This window comes from Nonomuraea sp. NPDC049419 (assembly GCF_040676995.1).
In the GTDB taxonomy this organism is placed as follows: Bacteria; Actinomycetota; Actinomycetes; order Streptosporangiales; family Streptosporangiaceae; genus Nonomuraea; species Nonomuraea salmonea.
This window is the reverse complement of record NZ_JBFAQB010000029.1, coordinates 66,290-89,407: the sequence shown is the minus strand read 5'-3', so window position 1 is coordinate 89,407 and position 23,118 is coordinate 66,290. Positions and strand designations below refer to the sequence as shown.

At 69.8% G+C, this 23,118-nt stretch carries 23 protein-coding genes; 18 read left to right on the top strand and 5 right to left on the bottom strand.

The features are described from left to right. The first annotated feature begins 11 nt into the window (after positions 1-11). Together AB0K12_RS44900 and AB0K12_RS44895 are read left to right on the top strand one after the other, a co-directional pair. Positions 12-680 (top strand): ribonuclease HII, encoded by a 669-nt coding sequence (locus AB0K12_RS44900; RefSeq protein WP_364574834.1) that lies wholly within the window; start codon positions 12-14, stop codon positions 678-680. 45 nt (positions 681-725) lie between these two features. Further along, on the top strand, positions 726-1,049 hold the full coding sequence (locus AB0K12_RS44895; RefSeq protein ID WP_026215037.1) for a DUF2469 domain-containing protein: 324 nt from the start codon (positions 726-728) through the stop codon (positions 1,047-1,049). A 9-nt stretch (positions 1,050-1,058) separates the two neighbouring features. On the opposite strand, the gene AB0K12_RS44890 is transcribed toward AB0K12_RS44895, so the two are convergent. Further along, a complete protein-coding gene (locus tag AB0K12_RS44890; protein ID WP_364574832.1) occupies positions 1,059-1,712 on the bottom strand; it encodes a response regulator transcription factor in 654 nt (217 codons plus the stop codon). Next, positions 1,700-2,881, bottom strand: a complete 1,182-nt coding sequence (locus AB0K12_RS44885) for a histidine kinase (RefSeq protein WP_364574830.1) — start codon at positions 2,879-2,881, stop codon at positions 1,700-1,702. Before AB0K12_RS44885 ends, AB0K12_RS44890 begins: the two co-directional genes overlap by 13 nt. A gap of 215 nt (positions 2,882-3,096) precedes the next feature. On the opposite strand from AB0K12_RS44885, the gene AB0K12_RS44880 reads away from it, so the two are divergent. From AB0K12_RS44880 to AB0K12_RS44840, 9 genes are all read left to right on the top strand, one after another. Further along, on the top strand, positions 3,097-3,471 hold the full coding sequence (locus AB0K12_RS44880) for a DUF6069 family protein (RefSeq protein ID WP_364574828.1): 375 nt from the start codon (positions 3,097-3,099) through the stop codon (positions 3,469-3,471). Between the two features lie 82 nt (positions 3,472-3,553). After that, complete coding sequence (locus tag AB0K12_RS44875; protein ID WP_364574826.1) at positions 3,554-4,435, top strand: ABC transporter ATP-binding protein; 882 nt, start codon at positions 3,554-3,556, stop codon at positions 4,433-4,435. Then, entirely contained in the window at positions 4,428-5,168 is a 741-nt protein-coding gene (locus tag AB0K12_RS44870) for an ABC transporter permease (RefSeq protein ID WP_364574823.1), read from the top strand. The genes AB0K12_RS44875 and AB0K12_RS44870 overlap by 8 nt, the downstream gene beginning before the upstream one ends. 231 nt (positions 5,169-5,399) lie before the next feature. After that, the gene (locus tag AB0K12_RS44865) at positions 5,400-5,759 is read left to right on the top strand and encodes a YraN family protein (RefSeq protein WP_364574821.1); all 360 of its coding nucleotides are present in this window, start codon (positions 5,400-5,402) and stop codon (positions 5,757-5,759) included. Then, on the top strand, positions 5,760-7,310 hold the full coding sequence (locus AB0K12_RS44860) for a YifB family Mg chelatase-like AAA ATPase (RefSeq protein WP_364574819.1): 1,551 nt from the start codon (positions 5,760-5,762) through the stop codon (positions 7,308-7,310). A 672-nt stretch (positions 7,311-7,982) separates the two neighbouring features. Next, on the top strand, positions 7,983-9,215 hold the full coding sequence (dprA, locus tag AB0K12_RS44855) for a DNA-processing protein DprA (protein WP_364574817.1): 1,233 nt from the start codon (positions 7,983-7,985) through the stop codon (positions 9,213-9,215). 794 nt (positions 9,216-10,009) lie between these two features. After that, the gene (locus tag AB0K12_RS44850; RefSeq protein ID WP_364574815.1) at positions 10,010-10,279 is read left to right on the top strand and encodes a hypothetical protein; all 270 of its coding nucleotides are present in this window, start codon (positions 10,010-10,012) and stop codon (positions 10,277-10,279) included. Beyond that, positions 10,280-10,906 carry a transposase gene (locus tag AB0K12_RS44845; RefSeq protein WP_364574813.1) on the top strand — a complete coding sequence of 209 codons (627 nt, stop codon included), beginning with the start codon at positions 10,280-10,282 and terminating at the stop codon, positions 10,904-10,906. 81 nt (positions 10,907-10,987) lie between these two features. After that, the gene (locus AB0K12_RS44840; RefSeq protein WP_364574811.1) at positions 10,988-11,875 is read left to right on the top strand and encodes a tyrosine recombinase XerC; all 888 of its coding nucleotides are present in this window, start codon (positions 10,988-10,990) and stop codon (positions 11,873-11,875) included. A gap of 5 nt (positions 11,876-11,880) precedes the next feature. Here the strand turns inward: AB0K12_RS44840 and AB0K12_RS44835 are convergent, their stop codons facing one another. Beyond that, on the bottom strand, positions 11,881-12,750 hold the full coding sequence (locus AB0K12_RS44835; RefSeq protein WP_364574860.1) for a M23 family metallopeptidase: 870 nt from the start codon (positions 12,748-12,750) through the stop codon (positions 11,881-11,883). Positions 12,751-13,134: 384 nt separating this feature from the next. Then, entirely contained in the window at positions 13,135-14,457 is a 1,323-nt protein-coding gene (locus AB0K12_RS44830; protein WP_364574809.1) for an MFS transporter, read from the bottom strand. A gap of 72 nt (positions 14,458-14,529) precedes the next feature. Between AB0K12_RS44830 and AB0K12_RS44825 the strand changes: the two genes are divergently transcribed. The 6 genes from AB0K12_RS44825 (at position 14,530) to AB0K12_RS44800 (ending at position 20,745) form a co-directional block, all read left to right on the top strand. After that, the gene (locus tag AB0K12_RS44825) at positions 14,530-15,186 is read left to right on the top strand and encodes a helix-turn-helix domain-containing protein (RefSeq protein WP_364574807.1); all 657 of its coding nucleotides are present in this window, start codon (positions 14,530-14,532) and stop codon (positions 15,184-15,186) included. 426 nt (positions 15,187-15,612) lie between these two features. Continuing rightward, entirely contained in the window at positions 15,613-16,530 is a 918-nt protein-coding gene (gene rpsB, locus AB0K12_RS44820) for a 30S ribosomal protein S2 (RefSeq protein ID WP_364574805.1), read from the top strand. 990 nt (positions 16,531-17,520) lie between these two features. Next, positions 17,521-18,354 (top strand): translation elongation factor Ts, encoded by an 834-nt coding sequence (gene tsf, locus AB0K12_RS44815; RefSeq protein WP_364574803.1) that lies wholly within the window; start codon positions 17,521-17,523, stop codon positions 18,352-18,354. Between the two features lie 145 nt (positions 18,355-18,499). Beyond that, positions 18,500-19,198, top strand: a complete 699-nt coding sequence (gene pyrH / locus AB0K12_RS44810) for a UMP kinase (protein ID WP_355422849.1) — start codon at positions 18,500-18,502, stop codon at positions 19,196-19,198. 43 nt (positions 19,199-19,241) lie between these two features. Continuing rightward, positions 19,242-19,799, top strand: coding sequence for a ribosome recycling factor (gene frr, locus AB0K12_RS44805; protein WP_355422681.1), 558 nt, complete (start codon positions 19,242-19,244; stop codon positions 19,797-19,799). A 106-nt stretch (positions 19,800-19,905) separates the two neighbouring features. Then, a complete protein-coding gene (locus AB0K12_RS44800; RefSeq protein ID WP_364574800.1) occupies positions 19,906-20,745 on the top strand; it encodes a phosphatidate cytidylyltransferase in 840 nt (279 codons plus the stop codon). Here the strand turns inward: AB0K12_RS44800 and AB0K12_RS44795 are convergent. Then, a complete protein-coding gene (locus AB0K12_RS44795; RefSeq protein WP_364574798.1) occupies positions 20,742-21,770 on the bottom strand; it encodes a suppressor of fused domain protein in 1,029 nt (342 codons plus the stop codon). The genes AB0K12_RS44800 and AB0K12_RS44795 overlap by 4 nt on opposite strands. 119 nt (positions 21,771-21,889) lie before the next feature. Here AB0K12_RS44795 and rlmN point away from each other — a divergent pair, with 119 nt between their 5' ends. Further along, positions 21,890-22,990 carry a 23S rRNA (adenine(2503)-C(2))-methyltransferase RlmN gene (gene rlmN, locus AB0K12_RS44790; protein WP_364574796.1) on the top strand — a complete coding sequence of 367 codons (1,101 nt, stop codon included), beginning with the start codon at positions 21,890-21,892 and terminating at the stop codon, positions 22,988-22,990. The last annotated feature ends 128 nt before the right edge of the window (positions 22,991-23,118 follow it).

Genomic DNA, 23,118 nt, shown 5'->3' with positions numbered 1-23,118 from the left:
CTGCCTGTGTCATGACAGTTGCGTTCCGCCCTCGACCGAGCGTCGTCCGGCGCGATTCCGGACTCTACGCCTATGAGCGTGCGCTCGCCCGCCGCGGCCTCACTCCCATCGCGGGCGTCGACGAGGCCGGCCGTGGCGCGTGCGCGGGCCCGCTGGTGGTCGCCGCCGTCATCCTGCGCAAGCCGGTCGCGGGGCTCGGCGACTCGAAACTGCTGAGCCCGTCGGTGCGCGAACGCCTCTACGACCAGATCATGCGCGTCGCCCACGTAGGCGTAGTGATCATCCCGCCTGGGGAGATCGACGCCAAAGGTCTGCACAAGTGCAACGTTTCAGGAATGCGGCGAGCTGTCGCACAGTTGCCCTGTGACCCGGAGTACATCCTGACGGACGGTTTCCCGGTTCCCGGGCTGCCGGCGCCGTCACTGGCCGTGTGGAAGGGGGACCAGGTGGCCGCGTGCGTGGCGGCCGCGTCGATCGTGGCCAAGGTGACCCGAGACCGCCTGATGGTCGCGCTCGACGAGCGCTACCCGCATTACGGCTTCGCCGAGCACAAGGGGTACGTCACACCGGGACATCGGCTGGCGCTGGAAACGCACGGCCCGTGTCCCGATCACCGTTACTCCTTCGTCACGGTGGCGAGGGGGATGGGTGAGAATGAAATGGGGGCCGGGGTTGCCTGAGCAGGCACACCGGCACCGGGGGACCGGTACGACAGGAGGACCGCGATGAGCGCAGAGGATCTCGAAAAGTACGAAACCGAGATGGAGCTGCAGCTTTACCGCGAATACCGAGATGTCGTCGGTTTGTTCACATACGTGGTGGAGACTGAGCGGCGGTTCTATCTGACCAACTCGGTCGATCTCGACGTCCGTACCGCGGAGAACGGCGACGTCTTCTTCGACGTGAAGATGCAGGACGCCTGGGTGTGGGACATGTATCGGCCGGCGCGGTTCGTGAAGAACGTGCGCGTGGTGACGTTCAAGGACGTCAACGTCGAAGAGCTCGCCAAGGCGGACCTGGAGATGCCCAAGGAGGGGTTCTCGGGGTAGCCCGCCGCCTCACGTGAGGCCGGCGTCGTGGGCGAGGAGGGCGATCTGGGTGCGGTTGTCCAGGTCGAGCTTGGTCAGGATGCTGGAGACGTGGGCCTTCACCGTCGTGACGCCCATCGCCAGGTCGGTGGCGATGTCGGCGTTCGTACGACCCTGGGCGATCGCCAGAGCCACCTCGTGCTCGCGGGGCGTCAGCACGGACAGCGCGGCCCTGGCCCGCTCGTAGGCGCCCGCCTGCGCGACCGTACGTTCCATCAGGCGCCGGGTGATGCGCGGTGACAGGATCGGATCGCCCGCCGCCACCCGCGTGATCGCCTCCACGATCCGCGGCGGCGAGGTGTCCTTGAGCAGGAAGCCCGCGGCGCCCGCGCGGAGGGCGTGCAGGACGTTCTCGTCGGTGTCGAACGTGGTCAGCACGATCACCTCCGGCGGCCGCGGCCGCGCTCGCAGGCGTCGGGTGGCGGTGATGCCGTCGACGCGCGGCATGCGCAGGTCCATCAGGACCACGTCGGGGGCGTGGGCGTCGGTGGCGGTGATCGCCTCCTGGCCGTCGGCCGCCTCGGCCACGACCGTGATGCTGGCGGCGCCGTCGAGCATCATGGACAGACCCGCCCGGACCAGGGCGTCGTCATCGACCAGGAGCACGCGGATCATCCGGGCCATGGTAGCGGGGGCCGCCGCTCGGGCCCAGGGGCATCGTGGGGCGAAGACGCCGGCCAAGGTAGCCGGGCTGCCAGGCGGAACTCGCCGTCCCTCTTGCCGTGGTCCAGCTGCCCGCCGTCCAGGCGTACTCGCTCGGTCAGCCCCACCAGGCCGAGGCCGCTGCCCGTCGCTGTGGGGGTCGTGCCCGCAGGAGGCAGCGGGTTGCTGATCTCGATGCGCAGATCGTCGCCGGGTCCGCCCTGCAGGTGGATCTCGACCGGCAGGCCGGGGGCGTGTTTGCGGGCGTTGGTGAGGGCCTCCTGGACCACCCGGTAGGCGGTCTTGTCCATCGGGGGCGGTGGGGCGCCGGTCACGTTGTCGCGTAGCCGTAGCGGCTGGCCCGCCCCTTGCGCCTCCGCGATCAGGGTGGGCACGTCGGCCAGGCCGGGAGGCGGCTCCAGCTCGTCACCTTCGTCGTCCTGCTCATGCAGCAGGCTGATCACGCTGCGCAGCTCCTCCAGCGCCTGGTGCACGCCCGCCCGCACCACCCCCGCCGCCCTCGCGAGCTGCTCGGGGGAGGAGTCGGGGCGGTACTCCAGCGCGCCCGCGTGCGTGGCCACCAGGGACAGGCGGTGCGCCAGTACGTCGTGCATCTCCCTGGCCAGCAGGCGGCGCTCGGCCGCCCGCGCCTCGGCCACTCGCCTGCCCTGCTCCGCCTCGGCGCGCTGGGCGCGTTCGTGCAGGGAGATGAGCAGGGCGCGGCGCGAACGGGCCCACGCGCCCCAGCCGAGCAGCGCGCCGTACGAGGCGCAGATCAGCAGCAACCACCAGGACAGCGAGATGCCCGAATTGGGCCGCCACCAGCCCTGGATCAGGTGAGCCACCATGCCCGCGGCCGCCACCCCCGCCGCCACCGGGAACCGCCTGCGCTGCGCCACCTGCAACGCGCCCATCGTCGCCGCCGGCGTCGCCACCGGGGACAGCGTCGCCAGCACGGTCGCGGCGAGCGCGCCGTGCACCGGCCACCACAGCTGGGCCACCGCCGCCGCCAGGCTCGCCACCGCGATGGCCACGTCCGTGCCCCAGGTGGGCCCGCCCTCCAGGCTCCACAACGTCACGCCGGTCAGCGCGCCCATCGCCAGGAGGACGACGGCGACGGCGAGGGAGAACCGGAGTCGGAACGCGCTCATCGAGCCAGGCTAGCCCGCGGCCCTTCCCGGTCATCACCTACCAAAGTCGGAGGCCCGGGCCACTGGGGGAGGAGGCGCCGCGGCCTCGCGCCCGATGTGACGGGCTGGAGGCGTGGGTCATCGTTGGCTGCGGCTTCTCCGGATCGTCCGGCCGGCTCAGGCAGGCCGGTGGAGTTCAATCCCCATCAACACCCCCAAAGAGGACAGGTGACGTCATGGACAAGTCCCTTCGAAGGCCGCTCACCGTCTGCGGTGCCGCTGTGGCCGCGCTGGTCGTGTGGGCGGTGGCGGTGCCCATGGCAGGGGTCGCGCTGACCGTGCGCATGGGCGGCGGCGTGCAGGAGGTCGGGCCCGTGTCCGTGGTCGTGGCGAGCCTGGCGATCGGGCTGGCGGGATGGGCGCTGCTCGCCGTGCTGGAGCGGGTCGCGTCCAGGCCGGGCCGCGTCTGGACGGTCGTCGCGCTGGCCGTCCTCGTCCTGTCCCTGCTCGGGCCGCTCGGCGGTGCGGTCGGTGGTGGCGCGATGTCGGTGCTGGTCGTGATGCATGTGGTCGTCGGCGGCGTCCTCGTGGGCGGGCTGGGACGGCGATGAGCCGGCCTATGCCGGGCCGAGCGCCGGGGTCGCTCGTCCGTCCCCTGAAGCGTCGTCTTCCCGTACGTACCAGGAGATCCTCATGACAGTCCTCGCCCAGGCGATCGACGTCACCCGCCGTTACGGCGAGGTGTGCGCGCTCGACCGCGTCTCCCTGGACATCCGGGCAGGCGAGCTGGTCGGGCTGCTCGGCCCGAACGGCGCCGGCAAATCCACTCTTATCAACCTTTTCACCGGCCTGCGCCGGCCGACGTCGGGCACGGTCACGTTGTTCGGCGGCTCGCCGGGCGATCCTCTTGTGCGGCGCGGCATCGGCGTGACGCCCCAGGAGACCGGACTCCCCGAATCGTTGCGCGTCGGGGAGATCGTCTCCTTCGTCGCCGCGCACTTCCCCGACAGCGTCGCCACGACCGAGCTGCTCGGCCGCTGCGGGCTGGACGACCTGGCCACGCGGCAGGTCGGCGGCCTGTCCGGCGGGCAGCGGCGGCGGCTGGGGGTGGCGCTGGCGTTCGTGGGGAGGCCGCGGCTGGTGTTCCTGGACGAGCCCACGACCGGGCTGGACGTCGAGGGCCGGCGGGCGCTCTGGGACGGCATCAGGGCGTTCCACGAGGACGGCGGCACCGTCCTGCTCACCAGCCACTACCTGGAGGAGATCGAGGCGCTGGCCGAGCGGGTCGTGGTCGTCGGCGAGGGGCGCGTGCTGGCCGACGACACGATGCGGGCTGTGCGCGGCATGGTCGGTACGTGGCGCGTCTCGCTCACCGCCGGCCACCTGCCCGCGCTGACCGGCGTGCTCGCCTCCGGGCGTGCGGATGGCCGTTTCGATCTGGTCGTCAGCGATGCCGATCGGCTGGTGGTGGAGCTGGTGCGGAGTGGGGTGGCGTTCTCCGGGCTGGAGATCAGGCCGGCCACGCTCGAAGAGGCCTTTCTCGCCCTCACCTCCAAGGAGACCGCTGATGTCTAGCCTGGTGCTCGCGCACACCCGTTTCCTGCTCATCGAGCAGATCAGGACCCCGGTGGGCCTGCTCGCCGCCGCGTTCTTCCCGGCCGTCGCGATGGTGGCGTTCGTGGTGCCGTACACGGGTCAGGACCCGGCGGCGGCGACCACGGCGACGAGTTCGCTGATGTTGTTCGGCGCCATGTCGTCGGCGCTGACCGGGCTCGGCACCGCGGTCTCGCAGGATCGGGAGCAGCCGTGGAACCCCTACCTGCGCACCTTGCCCGCCGGGCCGCTGCCGCGGTTCGCGGGGCGCGTCCTGTCGACGCTGGCGGTGATGCTGATCTCGGTGGTGCCCGTACTGGTGATGGGGGCGCTGTTCACGGCGGCGACGATCACGCCGGGCAGGCTGCTGCTGGGGCTGGGCGCGCTGGTGGTGAGTGTCGTGCCGTTCATGATGATGGGGTTGTTCGTCGGGTTCGTGCTGGTGTTCAAGGCGGCGATGGCGGTGTCGCAGCTGCTGTTCTTCCCGATGGCGATTCTCGGTGGGTTGTTGCTGCCGCCGCAGACTCTGCCGGGCTTCGTGCAGGTCATCTCGCCGTACGTGCCCACCAGGGGTGCGGCCGAGCTGATCTGGTGGGCGGTGGCCGGTGCCCGGCCGGGGGTGGTGCCGCTGGTCATGCTGGGTGTGTGGACGGTGGGCATGGGGGTGGCGGCCGTGTGGGCGTACCGGCGGGACGAGGGCCGGCGCTTCTCCTGACCACACTCACGGCCGGAACAGTCATCGACGGCCGCCGCCTGGTCACCCATCCACAGTCGTCACTACTGCTGGCCGTTTGCCCACGGTCGTCTCTGTCACCGGTCGCTCATCCACAGGCTGCTTTCTCACCGACCGCCTATCCACAGAATCCCGTTCGGCTGATTCCATTCCGCCTGCATCCGCGAAAGTCATGCCGCACCCCGCATCCACCGACAGGACGGAGTCCGGCAGATGGTCACCGAGAGCAAGCAGGAGCTGGGCAGACGCGGCGAGCAACTGGCGGCGGCCTACCTCGAGTCCGAGGGCATGCGCGTGCTCGAACGCAACTGGCGCTGCCGCCACGGCGAGATCGACATCATCGCCGAAGACGGCCGCACCCTCGTCGTCGCCGAGGTCAAGACCAGATCGAGCAGGTCACACGGCTCGGCGCTCGAGTCGGTGAGCCGGGTCAAGCTGGCCAGGCTGCGGATGCTGGCGGCCCAGTGGCTGTCCGGTCAGCCCCGTACGTACGAGTCGGTGCGCGTTGACGTGGTCGCCCTCGAACGGTTCGCGGGTGACTTCTCCCTGCGGCACGTACGGGGGGCGATGTAGATGACCGTGGCCCGTACGCGGAGTGTGGCCCTGGTGGGGGTCGCGGGCCGCACGGTCGAGGTGGAGGCCGACGTGGGCAACGGCCTGGCCGGCATCCACCTCATCGGCCTGCCCGACACCGCGCTGAGCGAGGCCCGCGACCGGGTCAGATCGGCCATGGTCAACAGCCACTACCCCTGGCCCGACGCGCGCATCATCGTCAGCCTCTTCCCGGCCAGCCTGCCCAAGCGCGGTTCGCAGTTCGACCTGGCCATCGCCGTGGCCATACTCGGAGCGGCGGGCGTGGTCCCAGCCGAGCGCATCGCGGAGCCGTTCTTCCTGGGGGAGCTGGGGCTCGACGGGCGCATCAGAGGCGTACGCGGCGTGCTCCCCTCCGTCCTGGGGGCGGCCAGGCATGGCGACGTCACGGTCGTGGTCCCGGCGGCGAACGCGGCGGAGGCCGTCCTCGTACCTGATGTGAAGGTCATCCCGGTCGGCGACCTGCGCCAGCTCGTGGAGTGGCTGCGTAAGGGGGGCGAGCCGCCCAGCCCGGTGGTCGAGGAGCAGCAAGAGCCGGACTCCGCCGAGCCGCTTAAGACCACCGGCGCCCCCGACGTGGACCTGGCCGACGTGGTGGGCCAGCCGGTCGCGCGCCGGGCCCTTGAGGTGTGCGCGGCGGGCGGCCACAACCTGTGGATGCTCGGCCCGCCCGGCACGGGCAAGACCATGCTCGCCGAACGCCTCCCGACCCTCCTGCCCGACCTGGTGCTCGACCATGCCCTGGAGGTCACCGCCATCCACTCGGTGGCGGGCACCCTGCCGCCCAACGCGCCCATGATGTGCCGCCCGCCCTTCGTCAGCCCGCATCACACGGCCACGGCGGCGGCGATCATCGGCGGGGGCAGCACGACCGTACGTCCCGGGGCGGTCTCGCTGGCGCACCGAGGCGTGCTGTTCCTCGATGAGGCGCCCGAGTTCCAGCGCAGCGTCCTCGATGCCCTGCGGCAGCCTCTGGAGTCGGGGCGGGTGACGGTGTCGCGGTCGGTGGGTTCGGTGACGTTCCCCGCCAGGTTCATGCTCATCCTGGCTGCCAACCCGTGCCCGTGCGCGCAGGCCGAGGACCAGAACGACACCTGCCGGTGCTCACCGACGGTCAAACGCCGCTACATCGGCAGGCTCTCGGGCCCGCTGCTCGACCGGATCGACATGAAGGTCACGGTCGCCCGGTCGTCGCGACGGGAGCTTCTGGCCGATCGGCAGTTCGTGGAGGACAGCAAGATGGTGGCGGAGCGCGTACTCGCTGCCCGCGAACGCGCCGCAGCCCGCCTGGCCGGCACCCAGTGGCGCTCCAACGCCGAGATCCCGTCCGCCGTCCTGCACGCCGACTTCCGCCCTTCGGCCGAGGCCATGCGCCCCATGACGGCCTGCCTCGACAGCGGCACCCTGACCGCCCGCGGCTTGGACCGCGTGGTCCGGGTCGCCTGGACCCTGGCCGATCTGGCCGCGAAAGACGCCCCCGGCCAAGACGAGACCAACACCGCGCTGGGCTTCTGGCTCGGCACCCACTCCTGACTCACTCGCCCGATCCCTGCCTGAAGGAGCGACCCCATGCCCCTTACCCCCACACACCGGCGCCCCCTGCGCGGCACCACCCCACCGACGGCCCCCTTCCCACAGGTGACAGAGACCCCCAGCATCGAACGACTGGGCACCCCCTTCTCAACGGCAAGCATGAACGTCGCTCCACCCGTCTCGGACGCCCCCGCACCCGCTTCCAGCGAGGCGCCCTTCACACCTTCGTATCCGTCGAACCGGAACGTCCGGGACGCCTTCTTCACCCTCGGCCCGTGGGACCCCGACCCGTCCTCACCCCCACCCCTCGCCACTCGGGCACCGGCACCCATCACCGAACGTCCGAGCAAGGCACCACCGCCAGCTGCTGAGGCCCGAACCGTCACCGGAAGCGCAGCCCGGATGGGAGCCGACACCGCATCCAGGACGGACACTGCCGCCGGGCCGGGAACCGCAGCCCAGACGAGGGCAGAGGCCAGGACAGGCACTGTCGCGGGGGCGGGCGGGCCAGGGACGGGGGCCAGGACAGGCACTGTCGCGGGGGCCGGCGGGACGGGGGCAGAGGCCAGGACAGACGCCGGAGCCGGGCCGGAGAGCGGACCCAGGACGGGTGCCGGGTGCGGACCGAGGGCCGGTGGGGGCCTGAGTGAGGCGGAGGCCAGGGCGGCGCTGATGCGAGCCTGCGACGTAGGCGACGTGATCATGGGCCGCCTCGTCGCCGCATACGGAGCCCCACAAGCCGTCAAGGCGATCCGTTCCCGCGCTCTGCCGCCGGAGTTCGTGGCCCAGGAAGCCCAGCAGGAACGTCCACCGGACCTGACCGCCCGCCTCCACACCTGGTACGCCCGCCTCGCAGCCGCCAACCCGGCAGCCGACCTGGCGGCGGGCACCGGATCCGGTGCCCGCCTGATCATCCCCGGCGATGCGGAATGGCCCACCCAGCTGGACCAGCTGGGCCCGAGCCGTCCCCTGGCCCTGTGGGCGCACGGCAACGCGGACCTGCGCTTCTCCTGCCTCAAATCCGTCTCCATCGTGGGAGCCAGAGCCGCCACCCCGTACGGCTCGCACACGGCGGCCGAGTTCGGCGTGGGACTCGGCGAGTCGGGCTGGACCGTCGTGTCCGGCGGAGCCTTCGGCGTCGACGGAGCCGCTCACCGAGGAGCCCTGGCAGCCGGTGCACCGACGGTCGCGGTCCTGGCCTGCGGCGTGGACGTCTGCTATCCCAGCAACCACGACACGCTGTTCGCCGCCATCAAGGAACAGGGCGTCGTGATCAGCGAATGCCCACCGGGCGTCCACCCGACCAGGGCGCGCTTCCTCATCAGAAACCGCCTGATAGCAGCCCTGTCGAGAGGAACGGTGGTGGTCGAGGCCGCCATCCGCAGCGGCGCACTCAACACGGCCACCCACGCCCTGTCACTCAACCGGCACCTAGGAGCGGTCCCGGGCCCGATCACCTCGTCCATGTCCGCGGGCTGCCACAAGCTCCTCCGCGAACGCAAGGCCGTCTGCATCACCTCACCCGAGGACATGATCGACCTGGTCGGCGTGATGGGCGACGACCTCGCCCCGCACGTACGCGCCCCCGCCGTCCCGAGAGACCGTCTCAACGAACCCACGAAGAAGGTTCTGGACGCCGTCCCCGCCCGCGGCGGCGCCGGACCGGCCTCGATCGCAGTGGCGGCCGGCGTGACTTTGGACGTGGCACTGAGCGCCTTGGGCGGCTTGGCAGCGGCAGGCTACATCGAACGAACCCCACGCGGCTGGCGCCTCCGCAAACAAACCACGTCGTACCGCAAGGCCCCCGACACCCTCGCCCTCCAGCCCCCACCAGCCCCCGAACCCGACCCCACTGAACTCCCCCCACCCCCAGATGATCTCCTGCACGCGGGCTACGAACAGTGACGAATCTCCAGCATCATGAGCAGACCACGATGTAACGGAAGGCGGCGACCTCTCACGTCCAAGACGAGGGCCGGATGGAGGAAGGCTTGGAGCTGCCCTTTTGCGACGTAGGCGAGGCATGTCCGTGAGGAGGGCAGGAAAGCGGCGACGAAGTAGCGGTCACTCACGGTGAAACGCCCTCGCGGCGGGGATCCGGGCCTCACAATGAATGCGCGGCCATCGTTTCCCTCTCCTACGGTCTCGACCATAGCCCGTAATGGATCAAACGATGGCCGTCACCACTCCCTCCATGCTCAGGTGCGTTGCGCCAAGCACTAGAACCCGAGCGCCCGGCAGGGGTTCGAAATTCGGCCGTCGTCGACACACCGCGGCCCACCTCATGATCTTGCTCGCCCGCATTGCTCGTGGGTCGTCCTCGCCTGGCGTGCTCGCTGGCATTGTCCGTGGGTCGTCCTCGCCTGGTGTGCACGCCCGCTTTGCCCGTGTGTCGTCCCTGCCTGGCGTGCTCGCATGCCTTTCGCGGGCCGTGCCGGCACGACTTGCTTGCCCGTCTCTCGCAGGCTCTGCTCGCGGGCTCTCGTCACCCGGCTTGCTCGTGGGCTCTCGTCACCCGGCTTGCTCGTGGGCTCCCCTCCTTGCGGGCCACGCTTGCGGGCTCTCATCGCGTGTTCTCACCGGCGTCGGATCGATGGTTGGCGGCCCTCTGGAGTGGGAGCTTTCTGGTGCTACTAGATCGTTGATGTGAAATTCGCTGATCGTCTGCGGGCACAGCGAAGGGCGTCCAAGATCGGTTTGTGAAGACTGAGCTGGACGCCCTTCTGACGGCACTCTATGTCTATCTGGACGATCATGTGATGCCTTCGCCGGCACAGCCTCGCAAACGAGGCCGGCCCCCGGTGCTGACCTCGGCCGAGGCGGTGGTCGTGGCGGTGGCGCAGGTCCTGCTGCGTTGCGATCAGGAACGTTACTGGCTGCGGACGGCGGCGGCCCGGATCGGTCATCTGTTCCCGCGGCTGCCCTCCCAGGCCGTCTACAACCGGCAGTTGCGAAAGCTGGGCCCGTAGATGTCGGCGGCGGCCTTGTGGCTGGCCCGCCAGGTCCCGACCTGGCACGAACCGCTCCGGCTGATGGACGGCACCCCGGTCCGGTGCGGCGCTTCGCGGGTGACGGTCAACCGGTCAAGCCTGGGCGAGATCGCCGGGTACGGCATGGACAAGTCCCACCACGCCTTCTCCTGGGGCGCCAAGCTGATGCTGATCACCACCGCCGACGGCGCGGTGACCGCCTTCAGCCTGGCCTGCCCCAAGGAACTCGACGAACGCAAGCAGGCACTGCACCTGCTGCACGTCACCCCGATCGCAGCCGGGCCGTGCCCGATCGTGTGCGACAAGGGATTCGCCGGCGCCGGCATCGAGAAAGCCGCCGCCGATCTGGGCCATCGGCTGATCGGGCCTGCCCGCGAGGACGAGCCCGCACCCGCCCTGCCCTTCCCTGGCTGGTTACGCCAGCGCATCGAAGCGATCATCTGGACGCTGAAGAACCAGCTCGGTCTCGAACGCCACAACGCCCGCCACTCAGACGGCCTCTGGGCGCGCGTCAGCCAGCGCATCCTCGCCCTCAACGTCGTCATCTGGCACAACTGGAACATCGGCGCACCCGTGAAACGATCCCTGATCGCCTACGATCACTAACCCGAATTTCACATCAACGATCTAGCGGGTGGGTTGCGTGTTGGGGTTGGTGGTGGGCGGGGCTTGGGGGAGATTGGGGGGATGGGTGTGGATAGGGAAGAGGTTGTGGCGGAGTTCGGGCGGTATTTGCGGTTGGAGCGGGATCTTTCGCCTCATACCGTTCGGGCTTATCTGGGGGACGTCAACTCGTTGCTCGATCACCTCGGCGGGCGGATCGAGGCGCTTGAGATCGGGGTGCTGAGGGAGTGGCTGGCCGGGCAGCATGCGGCGGGGAAGGCGCGGGCCACGTTGGCGCGGCGCACCGCCTGTGTCCGTACGTTCACCGCCTACTGCCATCGGCGAGGGTGGCTGGCGACTGATCCCGGGCTGTTGCTGGGCAGCGCCAAGGCGGGGCGGGAACTGCCTGCGGTGCTTGATCAGCGGCAGGCCGAGGCTGTGCTGGGGGTGGCGTCCGCTGGGGAGCCCAAGGAATTGCGCGATCAGGCGATGCTTGAGCTGCTGTACGCCACCGGGGTGCGGGTGAGCGAGCTGTGTGCGCTCGATGTCGATGACGTGGATCGGGAACGGAACGTCATCCGAGTGCTGGGCAAGGGGCGTAAGGAGCGGGTGGTGCCGTTCGGGGCGCCGGCGTTGCGGGCGTTGGATCGGTGGTGCATCCACGGGCGGCCGCTCTGGGTGCGGGAAAGGACGGGGCCGGCGCTCTTCCTGGGGGTGCGGGGCGGTCGTATCGATGCGGGGACGGTACGGCGGGTGGTGCACGCGAGGGTGGCCCAGGTTGACGGGGCGCCGGACATGGGGCCGCATGGGTTGCGGCACAGTGCGGCCACTCACCTGCTCGAAGGCGGCGCAGATCTGCGGAGCGTTCAGGAGTTGCTGGGGCACGCGTCCTTGAACACCACGCAGATCTATACGCATGTCTCGATCGAGCGGTTGCGGGCGGCATACCGGCAGGCGCATCCGAGGGCTTGATGTGGTCAACGGCTCTGGTGGCCAGGGGTTCTGCCTCTTCGACCTCGGGTTCGGTCATGGCGGCTCTTCCGGTGCTGGCCTCTGGCCGGAGTGTGGCGGCGTGGCCGGGATCGGCTGGCCCTGCGTTTGCGGCATCTGAGGGTGATGAGGAGGAGGGTTGCCAGGAGGGCTGCGATGGCGAGGGCGGCGGGGTGCGGGGACGAGGCGGCTCGTATGAGGGTGGGGATCGGTTCCGGGTCGGGCGTGGTGATCTGCGGGTCGCTGGGCAGGCCTTTCGCGGATGTTGTGGTGAAGGCGTTCTGACCAGCGGCATCAGGCCGGGTGCCGGCAGTGGTGGCGGTCGCAGTGCTGGCCGTGGCGTCGGCCGGAGTGCTGGCCGTGGGGTCCGCCTGAGTCTTGGTGGTGGGGTCCGCTGGCGTCTTGGTTGTGGCGGGGGTTTGCGTGTTGGTGGTCGGGTTGCTGGTGGTGGCAGGTGAGCGGTTGTCCGTGTTTCCGCCGGTGGCTCGGCTGTGGCTGCGGTGGGGGCTGTCCCAGAAGGGGAGGAGGCGGGTGGGGGCGTGGCCTAGGAGGTGGAGGGGGTTGAGGTAGTGGGCGTCGCGGATGAGGCCCCAATGAAGGCAGGACTCTGGGCAGTGCGGTTTCGAGTGGGCTGCAATCACGCCTATCTCGGTGCCGGGGGCTACCGGGTGGCCGCGGGCCAAGGAAGGGGTCACAGGGAGGTACGTGGTGCGGAGGCCGTTCGGGTGGTCGATGGTGACCACGCCTTTGCCCGCTATCGGGCCTGCGAAGCGGATGGTGCCTGGGCCGGCTGCCAGGACCGGAGTGGCGACCGGGGCGGCCAGGTCGATGCCGCGGTGGCCCGCCAGCCATGGCATGGACGGTGGGGCGAAGCGGCGGATCATGCGGGGGTGGCCGTTCAACGGCCAGCGCCAGGTGGGAGCCGAGGGAGAGGCTCTGGCCGGGGGTGCTGAGGTGGGGAGGAGGGTGGATGTCGTGATGAGGGTGGCCAGGAGGGCGGCCTTGGCGAGGGCCGTCAGGGAGTGATGGCCACTTGAGAAAGCTCCCTGAGTGCGGGTGAAGTTGTGCAGGGGTGTGGTCTCGGTGGGTTTGAGGGTGGGGGGTTCGACGTTCATGCGCGGGAGTTTGGCGGGTGAGGTGGGGGCCGCGGAGTGGTGAACGTCGTTCTGTGGAGAAGCAGGGGTTGGCGGGGCGGGGCTGTGGATGGGGTCTTGACGTGGGTTGGTCGGTGGGTGACTTGGTCAGGTGGAGTGGCGTTTCGCGGTCATGTAGGTCGCTGTTGTGGTGGGCGTCGGTGGGGGTGCTGGGCGGGTAGGACGGGGGCCTTTGGGGTGGATGGGGGAGAGCCAGATCCAGAACGTGCTCAGGGCTATGCCGCCTGCGCAGACGAGGATCACCGGGCGTAGGCCGATCAGTTCCGCCACGAGGCCGCCTGCCAGGCCGCCCAGCGCCAGTACGCCCTGGATGGCGAAGGTCATCGTGGCGTTCACCCGGCCTCGCAGTTCCGGGCTCGTTTCTCGCAGGACGATGGCGCCCATGCAGGTGGCGAAGGCGACCACGATGGCGCCGGCGACCGTACCGGCTAGAGCGAGCATGAGGAGCTTCCACCACAGCGGGCCGGTCAGCAGGCCCACGGTGAGGATCTCGGCGGGGAAGAAGACCACGGACAGGAGGAGTACGCGGTTCTCGCCGTACTTCTTCGACAGGCGGGCGGTCAGCCAGGCTCCCAGGAGGCCGCCGGCGCCGCCCAAGGCGATCAGTACGCCGATCAATCCCTTGGGGATGCCCAGCGTGTTGACCATGTAGAGCATGTAGACGGCTGTGTACGCCATGGCGAAGAAGTTGATCGTGACGCCGGCGAACAGGAGCGCGCGCAGCACCGGGTGCGTGACGCTCGCCTTCAGGCCCTCCACGATGTCGCGCCACATGCCCTTGGAGACGGCGGGGGTGTTCCGCTCCGGCGTACGGATGGCGCGCAGCAGCAGGGCCGAGGTCAGGAAGGACAGCGCCTCCGCCAGTACGGCCAGCGGCGCCGTCAGGACCTGCACCAGGAGACCGGCCAAGCCGGGGCCGGCGACCGAGGCCACCGAGTACGTCGTCTGGAGGCCGGCCATCGCCTCCGTTCGCTGCTCGGGGCCCGCTATCGCGGCGATGTGCGGGAAGTTGGCCGCCTTGAAGAGCACGCCCGCCGTACCGATGACCAGTGCCACGACGATCAGCCACGTCACGTTCAGGATGCCGAGCAGCCACGCCAGGGGGACCGTGGCGGCTGCGGCGCAGGACGTCAGCTCGCACGCGATCATCAGCGGCCTGTGACGGGTGAGGCGGTCGGCGATCGCCCCCGACTGGAGGCCGAACAGCAGCACCGGTACGGACGCCGCCGCCGTCAGCATCCCCATCTGCGCCGGGGACGCCGTCAGCAGCGCCACGGCCGTCAGGGGGATGGCCAGCTTGGAGACCTCGGAGCCGGTGATCGAGATCGTCCGGGCCGACCACAGCAGGCGGTAGTCGCGCTGTCTGCGCAGGGGCTGAGGGCCCGCGGAACTCTGAAGGGAACGCTTCATAGATATGAAGATAATCCTTCATAGTTTGTGAAGGCAACCTTTCATACCTCGGGGAGTGGGTACCTTAGGCTCATGACGGGCGAGATTTCGGCGCTCAGCGACCCCAAGGCGATGCGGGCGCTGGCACATCCGGCGAGACTGGCGATCCTGCAGCGACTCGGCTCACACGGCAGCGCCACTGCCACCGAGGTGGCCGAGGGCGCGGGGATCACCCCCAGCGCCGCCAGCTACCACCTGCGCATGCTCGCCAAGTACGGCTTCGTCGAGGACGCGCCCCCTCGCGGCGACGGCAGGGAACGCCTGTGGAAGTCCGCGGAGCGGAAATTCTCCGTCGGCATCGAGCCCGAGGATCAGCCCGAGGTGCGGGCCGCCAAGCAGATGCTGATCGAGGCGTTCCGGCGCGCGGCCAACGAGGAGGCGGAGCGGTCGCTGCAGACGGTCGAGCGAGAGCCCGACGAGTGGCGGGACGCGATCACGTTCGGCCGGCATCGCATTCGGGTCGACGCGCGGGAACTGGCGTGGCTCAACCAGGAGATCGAGAAGCTCATCGAGCCGTACCTGGTGCGCAACCGGTCGGCGGAGACCGCACCTGAAGGGGCCAGGGTGTCGGAGGTGCAGGTCAACCTGTTCCCGACGCCGCCCAGGACGAAGCCGGGGTTGCCGACCGAGGACCATGGGTTCCCGGGAGTGCGGCGCGAGGGGGATATTTCGGATATGTCCGAGGAGTGAAGGTCCCGAGGCCGGAGGTTGCGGGCGGCGGGGTGGGGCGGCGGGGTGGGGAGTGAGGGGGCTCGGGTGTCCGGTGGGGCGTGCTGGTCGTTGCCGGGCGTGTCGGAGGCTGGCGGTTCAGGAAGTCGGTTGGTCGGTTTCGAGGGTGGGGTGTTTGGGCGGGGGATGGGGGTGTGGGTAGGCCGGGGTTATGTGGTGGGCGTTTGACCGGGGGCGGTCAGGCTGACGCGGCGTGGGAGGTAGACTTTCCGGTGGCCTGTCACCACAGGCCGACTTCGCATGCCCCATTGCGGACCGCTTCATCGGTCCGGGCCAGGTGCCCGGCTGGAGCGGGTTCGGGGCATCAGGGCGGCAGACGACGCGCTGCCGCGGCACAACCGAAAACCGCGCCCATCCGCAGGGCGCCCAGACCTGGAGGACCAGCACATGGCCCCCGTCGTCACCATGCGACAGCTGCTCGAGAGCGGCGTTCACTTCGGCCACCAGACTCGGCGCTGGAACCCGAAGATGAAGCGCTTCATCTTCACCGAGCGCAACGGCATTTACATCATCGACCTTCAGAAGTCGCTGTCGTACATCGACCGCGCCTACGACTTCGTGAAGGAGACCGTCGCCCACGGCGGCACGATCCTGTTCATCGGCACCAAGAAGCAGGCTCAGGAGGCCATCTCCGAGCAGGCCGCGCGGGTCGGCATGCCGTACGTCAACCAGCGCTGGCTGGGTGGCATGCTCACCAACTTCTCCACCGTGCACAAGAGGCTGCAGCGTCTGAAGGAGCTCGAGGAGCTCGACTTCGACAACGTCGCCGCCTCGGGGCTCACCAAGAAGGAGCTCCTGATGCGTCGCCGCGAGAAGGACAAGCTGGAGCGTACGCTCGGCGGCATCCGTGACATGGGCCGTGTGCCCAGCGCCGTGTGGGTCGTCGACACCAAGAAGGAGCACATCGCGATCAGCGAGGCCAAGAAGCTTGGCATCCCTGTCGTCGCGATCCTCGACACCAACTGCGACCCCGACGAGGTCGACTACCCGATCCCGGGCAACGACGACGCCATCCGCGCCGTCGGCCTGCTGACCAGGGTCGTCGCCGACGGTGTCGCGGCCGGTCTGATGGCTCGCTCCGGCGCCGCCCGCGGTGACGAGAAGCCGGCCGCCGCCGAGCCGCTGGCCGAGTGGGAGCGCGAGCTCATCGAGCAGGGCACGGAAAAGGCCGCCGGTGAGGCCGCCGCTCCCGAGGCCGCTCCTGAGGCCGCTGCCGCCGAGACCGAGGCTCCGGCCGCCGAGACCGAGGCTCCGGCCGAGGCCGCCGCTCCGGCCGCCGAGGGCGAGACCGAGCAGCAGGGCTGACGCCTCGACCCCGGGGTGACCTCCGAGGGTCTGCCCCGGGCCGGTCCATCCATGTTCTGATGGAAGGGACCGGTTCGGTGACGGGTTCTCGGTGGTCGTCCCGCCAGGGGCGGTCGCTGCCGCTCGGACTGCCGCGTACCGGCCGAGGCCGGTTCCGCTCTGGACGGGCCGCGAAGGGTCGGCAGGCTCGTGGCTGTGCCGAGAGGTGCCGAGAGGTGCCGCTGTGACGGCTGAGCACCGCACGTGGCCGCCGGGGTTCCGGCAGCCGGGCAAGGTGTGCGTCTTGGTCCGGCAAACGGCCGGGCTGGGACGGCACGCCGGAGCGGTTCACCCGCATCGGATGAGCTACTCCAGGGCTCGGGTCCCTGCCGATCGGGCCGGGAGCCGGGCGCGCCGAACCTGGTCCTGATTGGACGGGTTTGGGACCGGTGTCCCGAGGTTCCGGTCCAAGGGCCGAAGCCAGTGGTTCGGGCTGAGGCCGAGGCTGGAAGTCCGGTCCGAGGCTGAGGCTGGTGGCCGGTTCAAGGGCTGAGGCTGGAAGTCCGGTCCGAGGCTGAGGCTGGTGGTCCGGTTCAGGGCCGAGGCTCCGGGCTCTGGGCCGAGGGCCGGTGCTTGGGGCTTCGGGACTGGTGGCGGTAAGGCGGTAGGCCGAGGCGAGGCTGGGCAGTATGCCGGGCGAGGCAGCGGCGACGCCGACCGAAGGTCCTGGCCCGGTGCGAGCCGGGTGCGAGGCCCTGGGTCCCAGGGGTCCGAGGCCGCGGTGCGAGGTCCAGGGCCGAGATATCGGTCCCAGGCCACGGGCGACGGCTCCGGGCAACGGTTTCGGGCAACGGCTCAGGCCAGCGGCTTCGGGCAGTGGCTCGGTGCAAGGCACGACAGAAGGCTCACCGTACGGCATGCGCCCGCCGTACGAACCAGGGTGGAAGGCCGCAGACCGGCCCCCGCCCCGACCATGATGACGACGACGAAATCCCACAAGGAAAAAGAGCAATGGCTTCCGTGAACATGGCCGACGTCAAGCGGCTTCGCGAGATCACCGCTGCCGGCATGATGGACTGCAAGAAGGCGCTCGAGGAGGCCGAGGGCGACTTCGACCGCGCCATCGAGCTGCTGCGCCTCAAGGGTGCCAAGGACGTGGGCAAGCGCGAGGCCCGCACCGCGTCCAACGGCCTCGTGGCCCTCAAGCAGGACGGCGACTCCGCCGCCGCGCTGCTCGAGCTCAACTGCGAGACCGACTTCGTGGCCAAGGGCGAGCGCTTCCAGGAGCTCGCGGGCCAGGTCGTGGCCCACGTGCTGGAGACCCGGCCGGCCGACGTGACGGCGCTGCTGGAGTCGTCCTTCGACGGTAAGACCGTCAAGGAGCACCTCGACACGGCCAACGCCGCGCTGGGCGAGAAGATCGAGATCCGCCGCTTCGAGGTGCTCGAGGGCGGCTACATCGGCTCCTACATGCACAAGACCGACCCGGCCCTGCCGCCGGCGGTGGGCGTGCTGGTCCAGCTCGACAAGCCGAACGCCGAGGTCGCCAAGGACATCGCGCAGCACGCCGCGGCGATGGCGCCGGCGTACCTCAAGGCCGACTCCGTGCCCGCCGAGGTCATCGAGAAGGAGCGCAAGCTCTTCGAGGAGATGACCCGCGAGGAGGGCAAGCCGGAGGCCGCCATCGGCAAGATCGTCGAGGGTCGCGTGAACAGCTGGTACAAGGACTTCACGCTGCTCCAGCAGGCCTTCGTGAAGGACAACAAGAAGAGCGTGGGCAAGTACGCCGAGGAGAACGGCGTCGAGGTCCTGGGCTTTGTCCGTTTCAAGGTCGGTCAGGCTTAGGCTTAGGCAAGCCGCGAGCTCAACGATCCACCGAATGAAGGAGGCCGCCGCCGTGCAGGACCACCGGGAGTCAGCCCACGAATCCACACGGACGGCGGCTTCCTCATCTCAACACCCGCAGAGCCCGCTGAGGTGGAAGCGGGTGATGTTGAAGCTGTCAGGAGAGGCGTTCGCCGGCAGCGAGCCGCTGGGCATCGACCCTGTCGTGGTCGATCATCTGGCCGACTCGATCGCCGAGGCGGTCAAGGAGGGCGTCCAGGTCTCGGTCGTGGTCGGCGGCGGCAACATGTTCCGCGGCGCCACCCTGTCGCAGGGCGGCATCGACCGGGCCAGGGCCGACTACATGGGCATGCTCGGCACCGTGATCAACTGCCTGGCCCTGCAGGACTTCCTCGAACGGCGGGGCGTGGAGACACGCGTGCAGACCGCCATCACCATGCAGCAGGTGGCCGAGCCGTTCCTGCCGCGCCGGGCGATCAGGCACCTCGAGAAGGGGCGCGTGGTCATCTTCGGCGCTGGGCTGGGCTCGCCGTACTTCTCGACCGACACCGCGGCGTCCCAGCGGGCCCTGGAGATCGGCGCCGAGGCGCTGCTCAAGGGCACGCAGGTCGACGGGATCTACGACTCCGATCCCCGCAAGAACCCCGACGCGGTCCGGTTCGACCACCTCGACTACGGCGAGGTGCTGCTGCGCGACCTCGCGGTCATGGACGCCACCGCGATCAGCCTGTGCAAGGACAACGATCTGCCGATCGTGGTCTTCGACCTGATGGGCGAGGGCAACATCCTGCGAGCGGTACGCGGTGAGAAAATCGGCACGCTGGTGAGTCCCGCAGGCAAATGACGGAGCGAGCCCGACACCGCCAGCTAGAAGACAGGGAGCCGCTGTGATCGACGAAACCCTCCTCGAAGCCGAGGAAAAAATGGACAAGGCCGTATCGGTGGCGAAGGAGGACTTCGCTTCCATTCGTACGGGCCGCGTCACCCCCTCGATGTTCAACAAGATCAACGCCGAGTACTACGGCACGCCGACGCCGATCCAGCAGTTGGCGTCCTTCCACGTGCCCGAGGCTCGCATGGTCCTCATCCAGCCCTATGACAAGAGCTCGATGGGCGCGATCGAGAAGGCCATCCGTGACTCCGACCTCGGCGTCAACCCCACGGACGACGGCCAGGTGATCCGCGTGACGTTCCCCGAGCTGTCGGAGGAGCGCCGCAAGGAGTACATCAAGGTCGCCAGGAGCAAGGGCGAGCACGCCAAGGTGTCGGTGCGCAACATCCGCCGCTCCGCCAAAGAGGTCCTCGACAAGATGATCAAGGACGGCGAGGCGGGTGAGGATGAGGTCAGGCGGGCCGAGAAGGAGCTCGACGACCTCACCCAGAAGCACGTCGCCAAGATCGACGAGCTGCTCAAGCACAAGGAAGCCGAGCTGCTCGAGGTCTGAGCGGCGCGCCGCACGGCGGGCCGCGTCCTGCGGGCCGTCTCACGTAGCGGGTCTGCCCTGCGGCCCTCGCCGCCGATGGCGGGGGCCGTGGCACATGGAGAGGTCTGTGGAAGAACGTACGGCTGGCACCAGCTCGAGCGGCGGCAGCCGTACCGGAAGGAACCTGCCTGCCGCGATCGCGGTCGGGGTGGTGCTGGGCGCGCTGGTCCTCGGGACCATCTACACGGTCAAGGAGCTGTTCCTCCTGGTCGTGGTGGGTTGCGTGGGCGTCGGTGCGGTCGAGCTGACCAGGGCGTTCGCCACCCGCGACATCGCGGTGCCCGTTCCGCCGGTGCTGGTGGGGCTGGTGGCGATGCAGGCCGGCGCCTACTGGGGCGGGCCGCTGTGGATGCTGGCGGCGTTCGCGGTGTTCGCGTTCGTGCTGCTGATCTGGCGGATGTTCAGCGCCGGCACCGACGGTTACGTACGTGACGCGTCCGCGTCGGTGTTCACGCTGTTCTACCCGGCGATGCTGAGCGCGTTCGTGGCGCTGCTGCTCAAGCCCGACGACGGCAGCCACCGGGTGTTGATCTTCATCGCGGTGACGGTGGCGAGCGACATCGGCGGCTACATCGCCGGCGTGCTGTTCGGACGCCACCAGCTCACGGCGATCAGCCCCAAGAAGACCTGGGAGGGGCTGGCGGGCTCGCTGGTGGCCTGCATCGCGGTCGGGGGCTGGCTGGTGACCTGGCTGCTGGGCGGCGAGCTGTGGCAGGGTGCGCTGATCGGGGCGCTGGGCGCGCTGCTCGCGACCGTGGGCGACCTGATCGAGTCGATGATCAAGCGGGATCTCGGCATCAAGGACCTGGGGACGATCCTGCCGGGGCACGGCGGCCTGATGGACCGGCTCGACTCGCTGGTGACGACGCTGGTGCCGGTCTGGCTGCTGATGACGATCTTCTTCTAGCTCGAGTGCTGGTGGGCCTGCATCGCCTGGGCGGTGACGGGGGAGAGCCAGAGCCAGCGGACGGCCTCGCCCCCGAACGCGAATCCTGACATGTCGGGCATGTGGGGTGGGTTGGCCTGCATGAGCACCCCCGAGTACTGCGGCCCCAGCGGGAACGTCGCCGGCTCGTGATACCACTTGGCCGTGTGGCCGTGGCCCAGCCAGGTCACCGAGTGCCACGGATATTGACACAACCACACCAGCAGCAGCGCCGCGTCGCGCGGGTCGTCGCGGGTGGCGACGGCCAGCTCGACCCTGGCGTACGCGCCGGGCCGGTCGATCCACTGCTCGACCGTCGGCATGCGCTGGCAGCTCATCCCCACCGTCGACAGCACGGTGAAGCCCCGCTCGCCGTGCGGCGGCCGCTCGGTGATGCCGACGGTCGGCAGCCGCTCGCCGCTGGCGTCCCAATAGCGGCCCGCCGGGCCCAGCACCCCGTCGAGATGACCCATCACGAACTGCTGGAACGACGGCCACGACCCCTCGCTGTGCCGCCAGCGCCAGTAGGATCTGGCGTTCGAGATACGGGGCCGCAGCCCTTCGAGCGCCTCCGACAGCGCCCAGGCGAACGGCGACTCGCCCACCGCGTCGCGCGCGTACCCCGGCATGCCGCGGCTCATGTCGGCCCAGCCGGGGATGACCGCGAGCAGTTCGTCGTCCTCATAGAGCGCCACGCCGTCGCCCTCCTCGAACCACAGCGGGCTCAGCTGCCCGAGCGGGCGGCGGCCGTCGGGGTGGAGCGTGTTGGGGCGCGGCATGAGCGGCGGTCGGCCTGCGTTGATGCGGGCCAGGTCGACGACCAGCGGCGCGGGACGGTGGTTGGCCAGCCACACGGCCCCGTGGACCGTGCCGTCGGGCGAGCACAGGTAAGCTACCGAGGAGTCCTCGTCCCGCTCGACGACGAGCGTCCGGCTCCCGTACGGGTTGCCGGCGGCGAGCACGACCTCGGTGCCACCCTCGCCAGATGCCGACCGAAAAATCGCCATACGAGATGACTGTAGATCGGCCGGAGACCAGGACGCGAGCCTCACAGTGACCAGGAATTCCACCTCCGATCCGAACGTTCACTACCCTGGTCGCAAACCCCTCAAGCAAAGGCAGCACAGTGTCCCAGCCTCCTGGTCAGCTCACCTTCGTCGCACCGCGACGGGCCAAGCCCGCCCGGCACCTGGCCGACCTGTCGATGGCCGACCGGCGGGCGGCGGTCACCGAGCTGGGCGAGAAGGCGTTCCGCGCCGACCAGCTCTCGCGCCACTACTTCGAGCGCCTCACCACCGACGTGCAGGCGATGACCGACCTGCCCGCGGCGGCGAGAGGCAAGCTGGCCACGCTGCTGCCCGACCTGCTGACGCCGGTCAGAGAGCTGACCACCGACGGCGGCACCACGCGTAAGACGCTGTGGAAGCTGTTCGACGGGGCGCTGGTGGAGTCGGTGCTCATGCGCTATCCCGACCGGGTCACCATGTGCGTGTCGTCGCAGGCCGGTTGCGGCATGAACTGCCCGTTCTGCGCCACCGGCCAGGCCGGCCTGACCAGGAACATGTCGACCGCCGAGATCGTCGAGCAGGTCGTCGCGGGGGCCAGGGCACTGGCCGCGGGCGAGGTGCCCGGCGGGCCCGGGCGGGTCAGCAACGTCGTGTTCATGGGCATGGGCGAGCCGCTGGCCAACTACAAGCAGGTCATCGGGGCGGTGCGGCGGCTCGTCGAGCCCGCGCCGCACGGGCTCGGCATCTCGGCTCGGGGCGTCACCGTCTCCACCGTCGGGCTGGTGCCGGCCATCGGCAAGCTCGCCGACGAAGGGCTGCCGGTCACGCTGGCGCTGTCGCTGCACGCGCCCGACGACGAGCTGCGCGACACGCTGGTGCCGATCAACACGCGGTGGAAGGTCGCCGAGGTGCTCGACGCCGCGTGGGCGTACGCGGCGCGGACCAAGCGGCGGGTCTCCATCGAGTACGCCCTGATCAAGGACGTCAACGACCAGGAGTGGCGGGCCGACCTGCTCGGCAAGCTGGTCAAGAACAAGCTGGTGCACGTCAACCTGATCCCGCTCAACCCGACCCCCGGCTCCAAGTGGACGGCCTCCCGGCCGGAGGACGAGCGGGCGTTCGTGCGGCGGCTGGAGTTCCACGGCGTGCCGGTGACCGTCCGCGACACGCGCGGCCGCGAGATCGACGGCGCCTGCGGCCAGCTCGCCGCCGCCGAATAAAACCCGCCCAGCCCCGCACAGAAACCCGGCCCGCACAGAAACCGGCCCGCACAGAAACCGGACCGCACAGAAACCGGACCGCGCGGGAAAGCGCCGTGCGGGAAAGCGCCGCGCGGGCCCGTGCGGGG

Bases quoted from the DNA above. Each gene is read 5' to 3' on its own strand.
- AB0K12_RS44900 (WP_364574834.1), top strand. From the start codon at position 12: ATGACAGTTGCGTTCCGCCCTCGACCGAGCGTCGTCCGGCGCGATTCC.
- AB0K12_RS44895 (WP_026215037.1), top strand. From the start codon at position 726: ATGAGCGCAGAGGATCTCGAAAAGTACGAAACCGAGATGGAGCTGCAG.
- AB0K12_RS44890 (WP_364574832.1), bottom strand. From the start codon at position 1,712: ATGGCCCGGATGATCCGCGTGCTCCTGGTCGATGACGACGCCCTGGTC.
- AB0K12_RS44885 (WP_364574830.1), bottom strand. From the start codon at position 2,881: ATGAGCGCGTTCCGACTCCGGTTCTCCCTCGCCGTCGCCGTCGTCCTC.
- AB0K12_RS44880 (WP_364574828.1), top strand. From the start codon at position 3,097: ATGGACAAGTCCCTTCGAAGGCCGCTCACCGTCTGCGGTGCCGCTGTG.
- AB0K12_RS44875 (WP_364574826.1), top strand. From the start codon at position 3,554: ATGACAGTCCTCGCCCAGGCGATCGACGTCACCCGCCGTTACGGCGAG.
- AB0K12_RS44870 (WP_364574823.1), top strand. From the start codon at position 4,428: ATGTCTAGCCTGGTGCTCGCGCACACCCGTTTCCTGCTCATCGAGCAG.
- AB0K12_RS44865 (WP_364574821.1), top strand. From the start codon at position 5,400: ATGGTCACCGAGAGCAAGCAGGAGCTGGGCAGACGCGGCGAGCAACTG.
- AB0K12_RS44860 (WP_364574819.1), top strand. From the start codon at position 5,760: ATGACCGTGGCCCGTACGCGGAGTGTGGCCCTGGTGGGGGTCGCGGGC.
- dprA (WP_364574817.1), top strand. From the start codon at position 7,983: ATGCGAGCCTGCGACGTAGGCGACGTGATCATGGGCCGCCTCGTCGCC.
- AB0K12_RS44845 (WP_364574813.1), top strand. From the start codon at position 10,280: ATGTCGGCGGCGGCCTTGTGGCTGGCCCGCCAGGTCCCGACCTGGCAC.
- AB0K12_RS44840 (WP_364574811.1), top strand. From the start codon at position 10,988: ATGGGTGTGGATAGGGAAGAGGTTGTGGCGGAGTTCGGGCGGTATTTG.
- AB0K12_RS44835 (WP_364574860.1), bottom strand. From the start codon at position 12,750: ATGCCATGGCTGGCGGGCCACCGCGGCATCGACCTGGCCGCCCCGGTC.
- AB0K12_RS44830 (WP_364574809.1), bottom strand. From the start codon at position 14,457: ATGAAGCGTTCCCTTCAGAGTTCCGCGGGCCCTCAGCCCCTGCGCAGA.
- AB0K12_RS44825 (WP_364574807.1), top strand. From the start codon at position 14,530: ATGACGGGCGAGATTTCGGCGCTCAGCGACCCCAAGGCGATGCGGGCG.
- rpsB (WP_364574805.1), top strand. From the start codon at position 15,613: ATGGCCCCCGTCGTCACCATGCGACAGCTGCTCGAGAGCGGCGTTCAC.
- tsf (WP_364574803.1), top strand. From the start codon at position 17,521: ATGGCTTCCGTGAACATGGCCGACGTCAAGCGGCTTCGCGAGATCACC.
- pyrH (WP_355422849.1), top strand. From the start codon at position 18,500: ATGTTGAAGCTGTCAGGAGAGGCGTTCGCCGGCAGCGAGCCGCTGGGC.
- AB0K12_RS44795 (WP_364574798.1), bottom strand. From the start codon at position 21,770: ATGGCGATTTTTCGGTCGGCATCTGGCGAGGGTGGCACCGAGGTCGTG.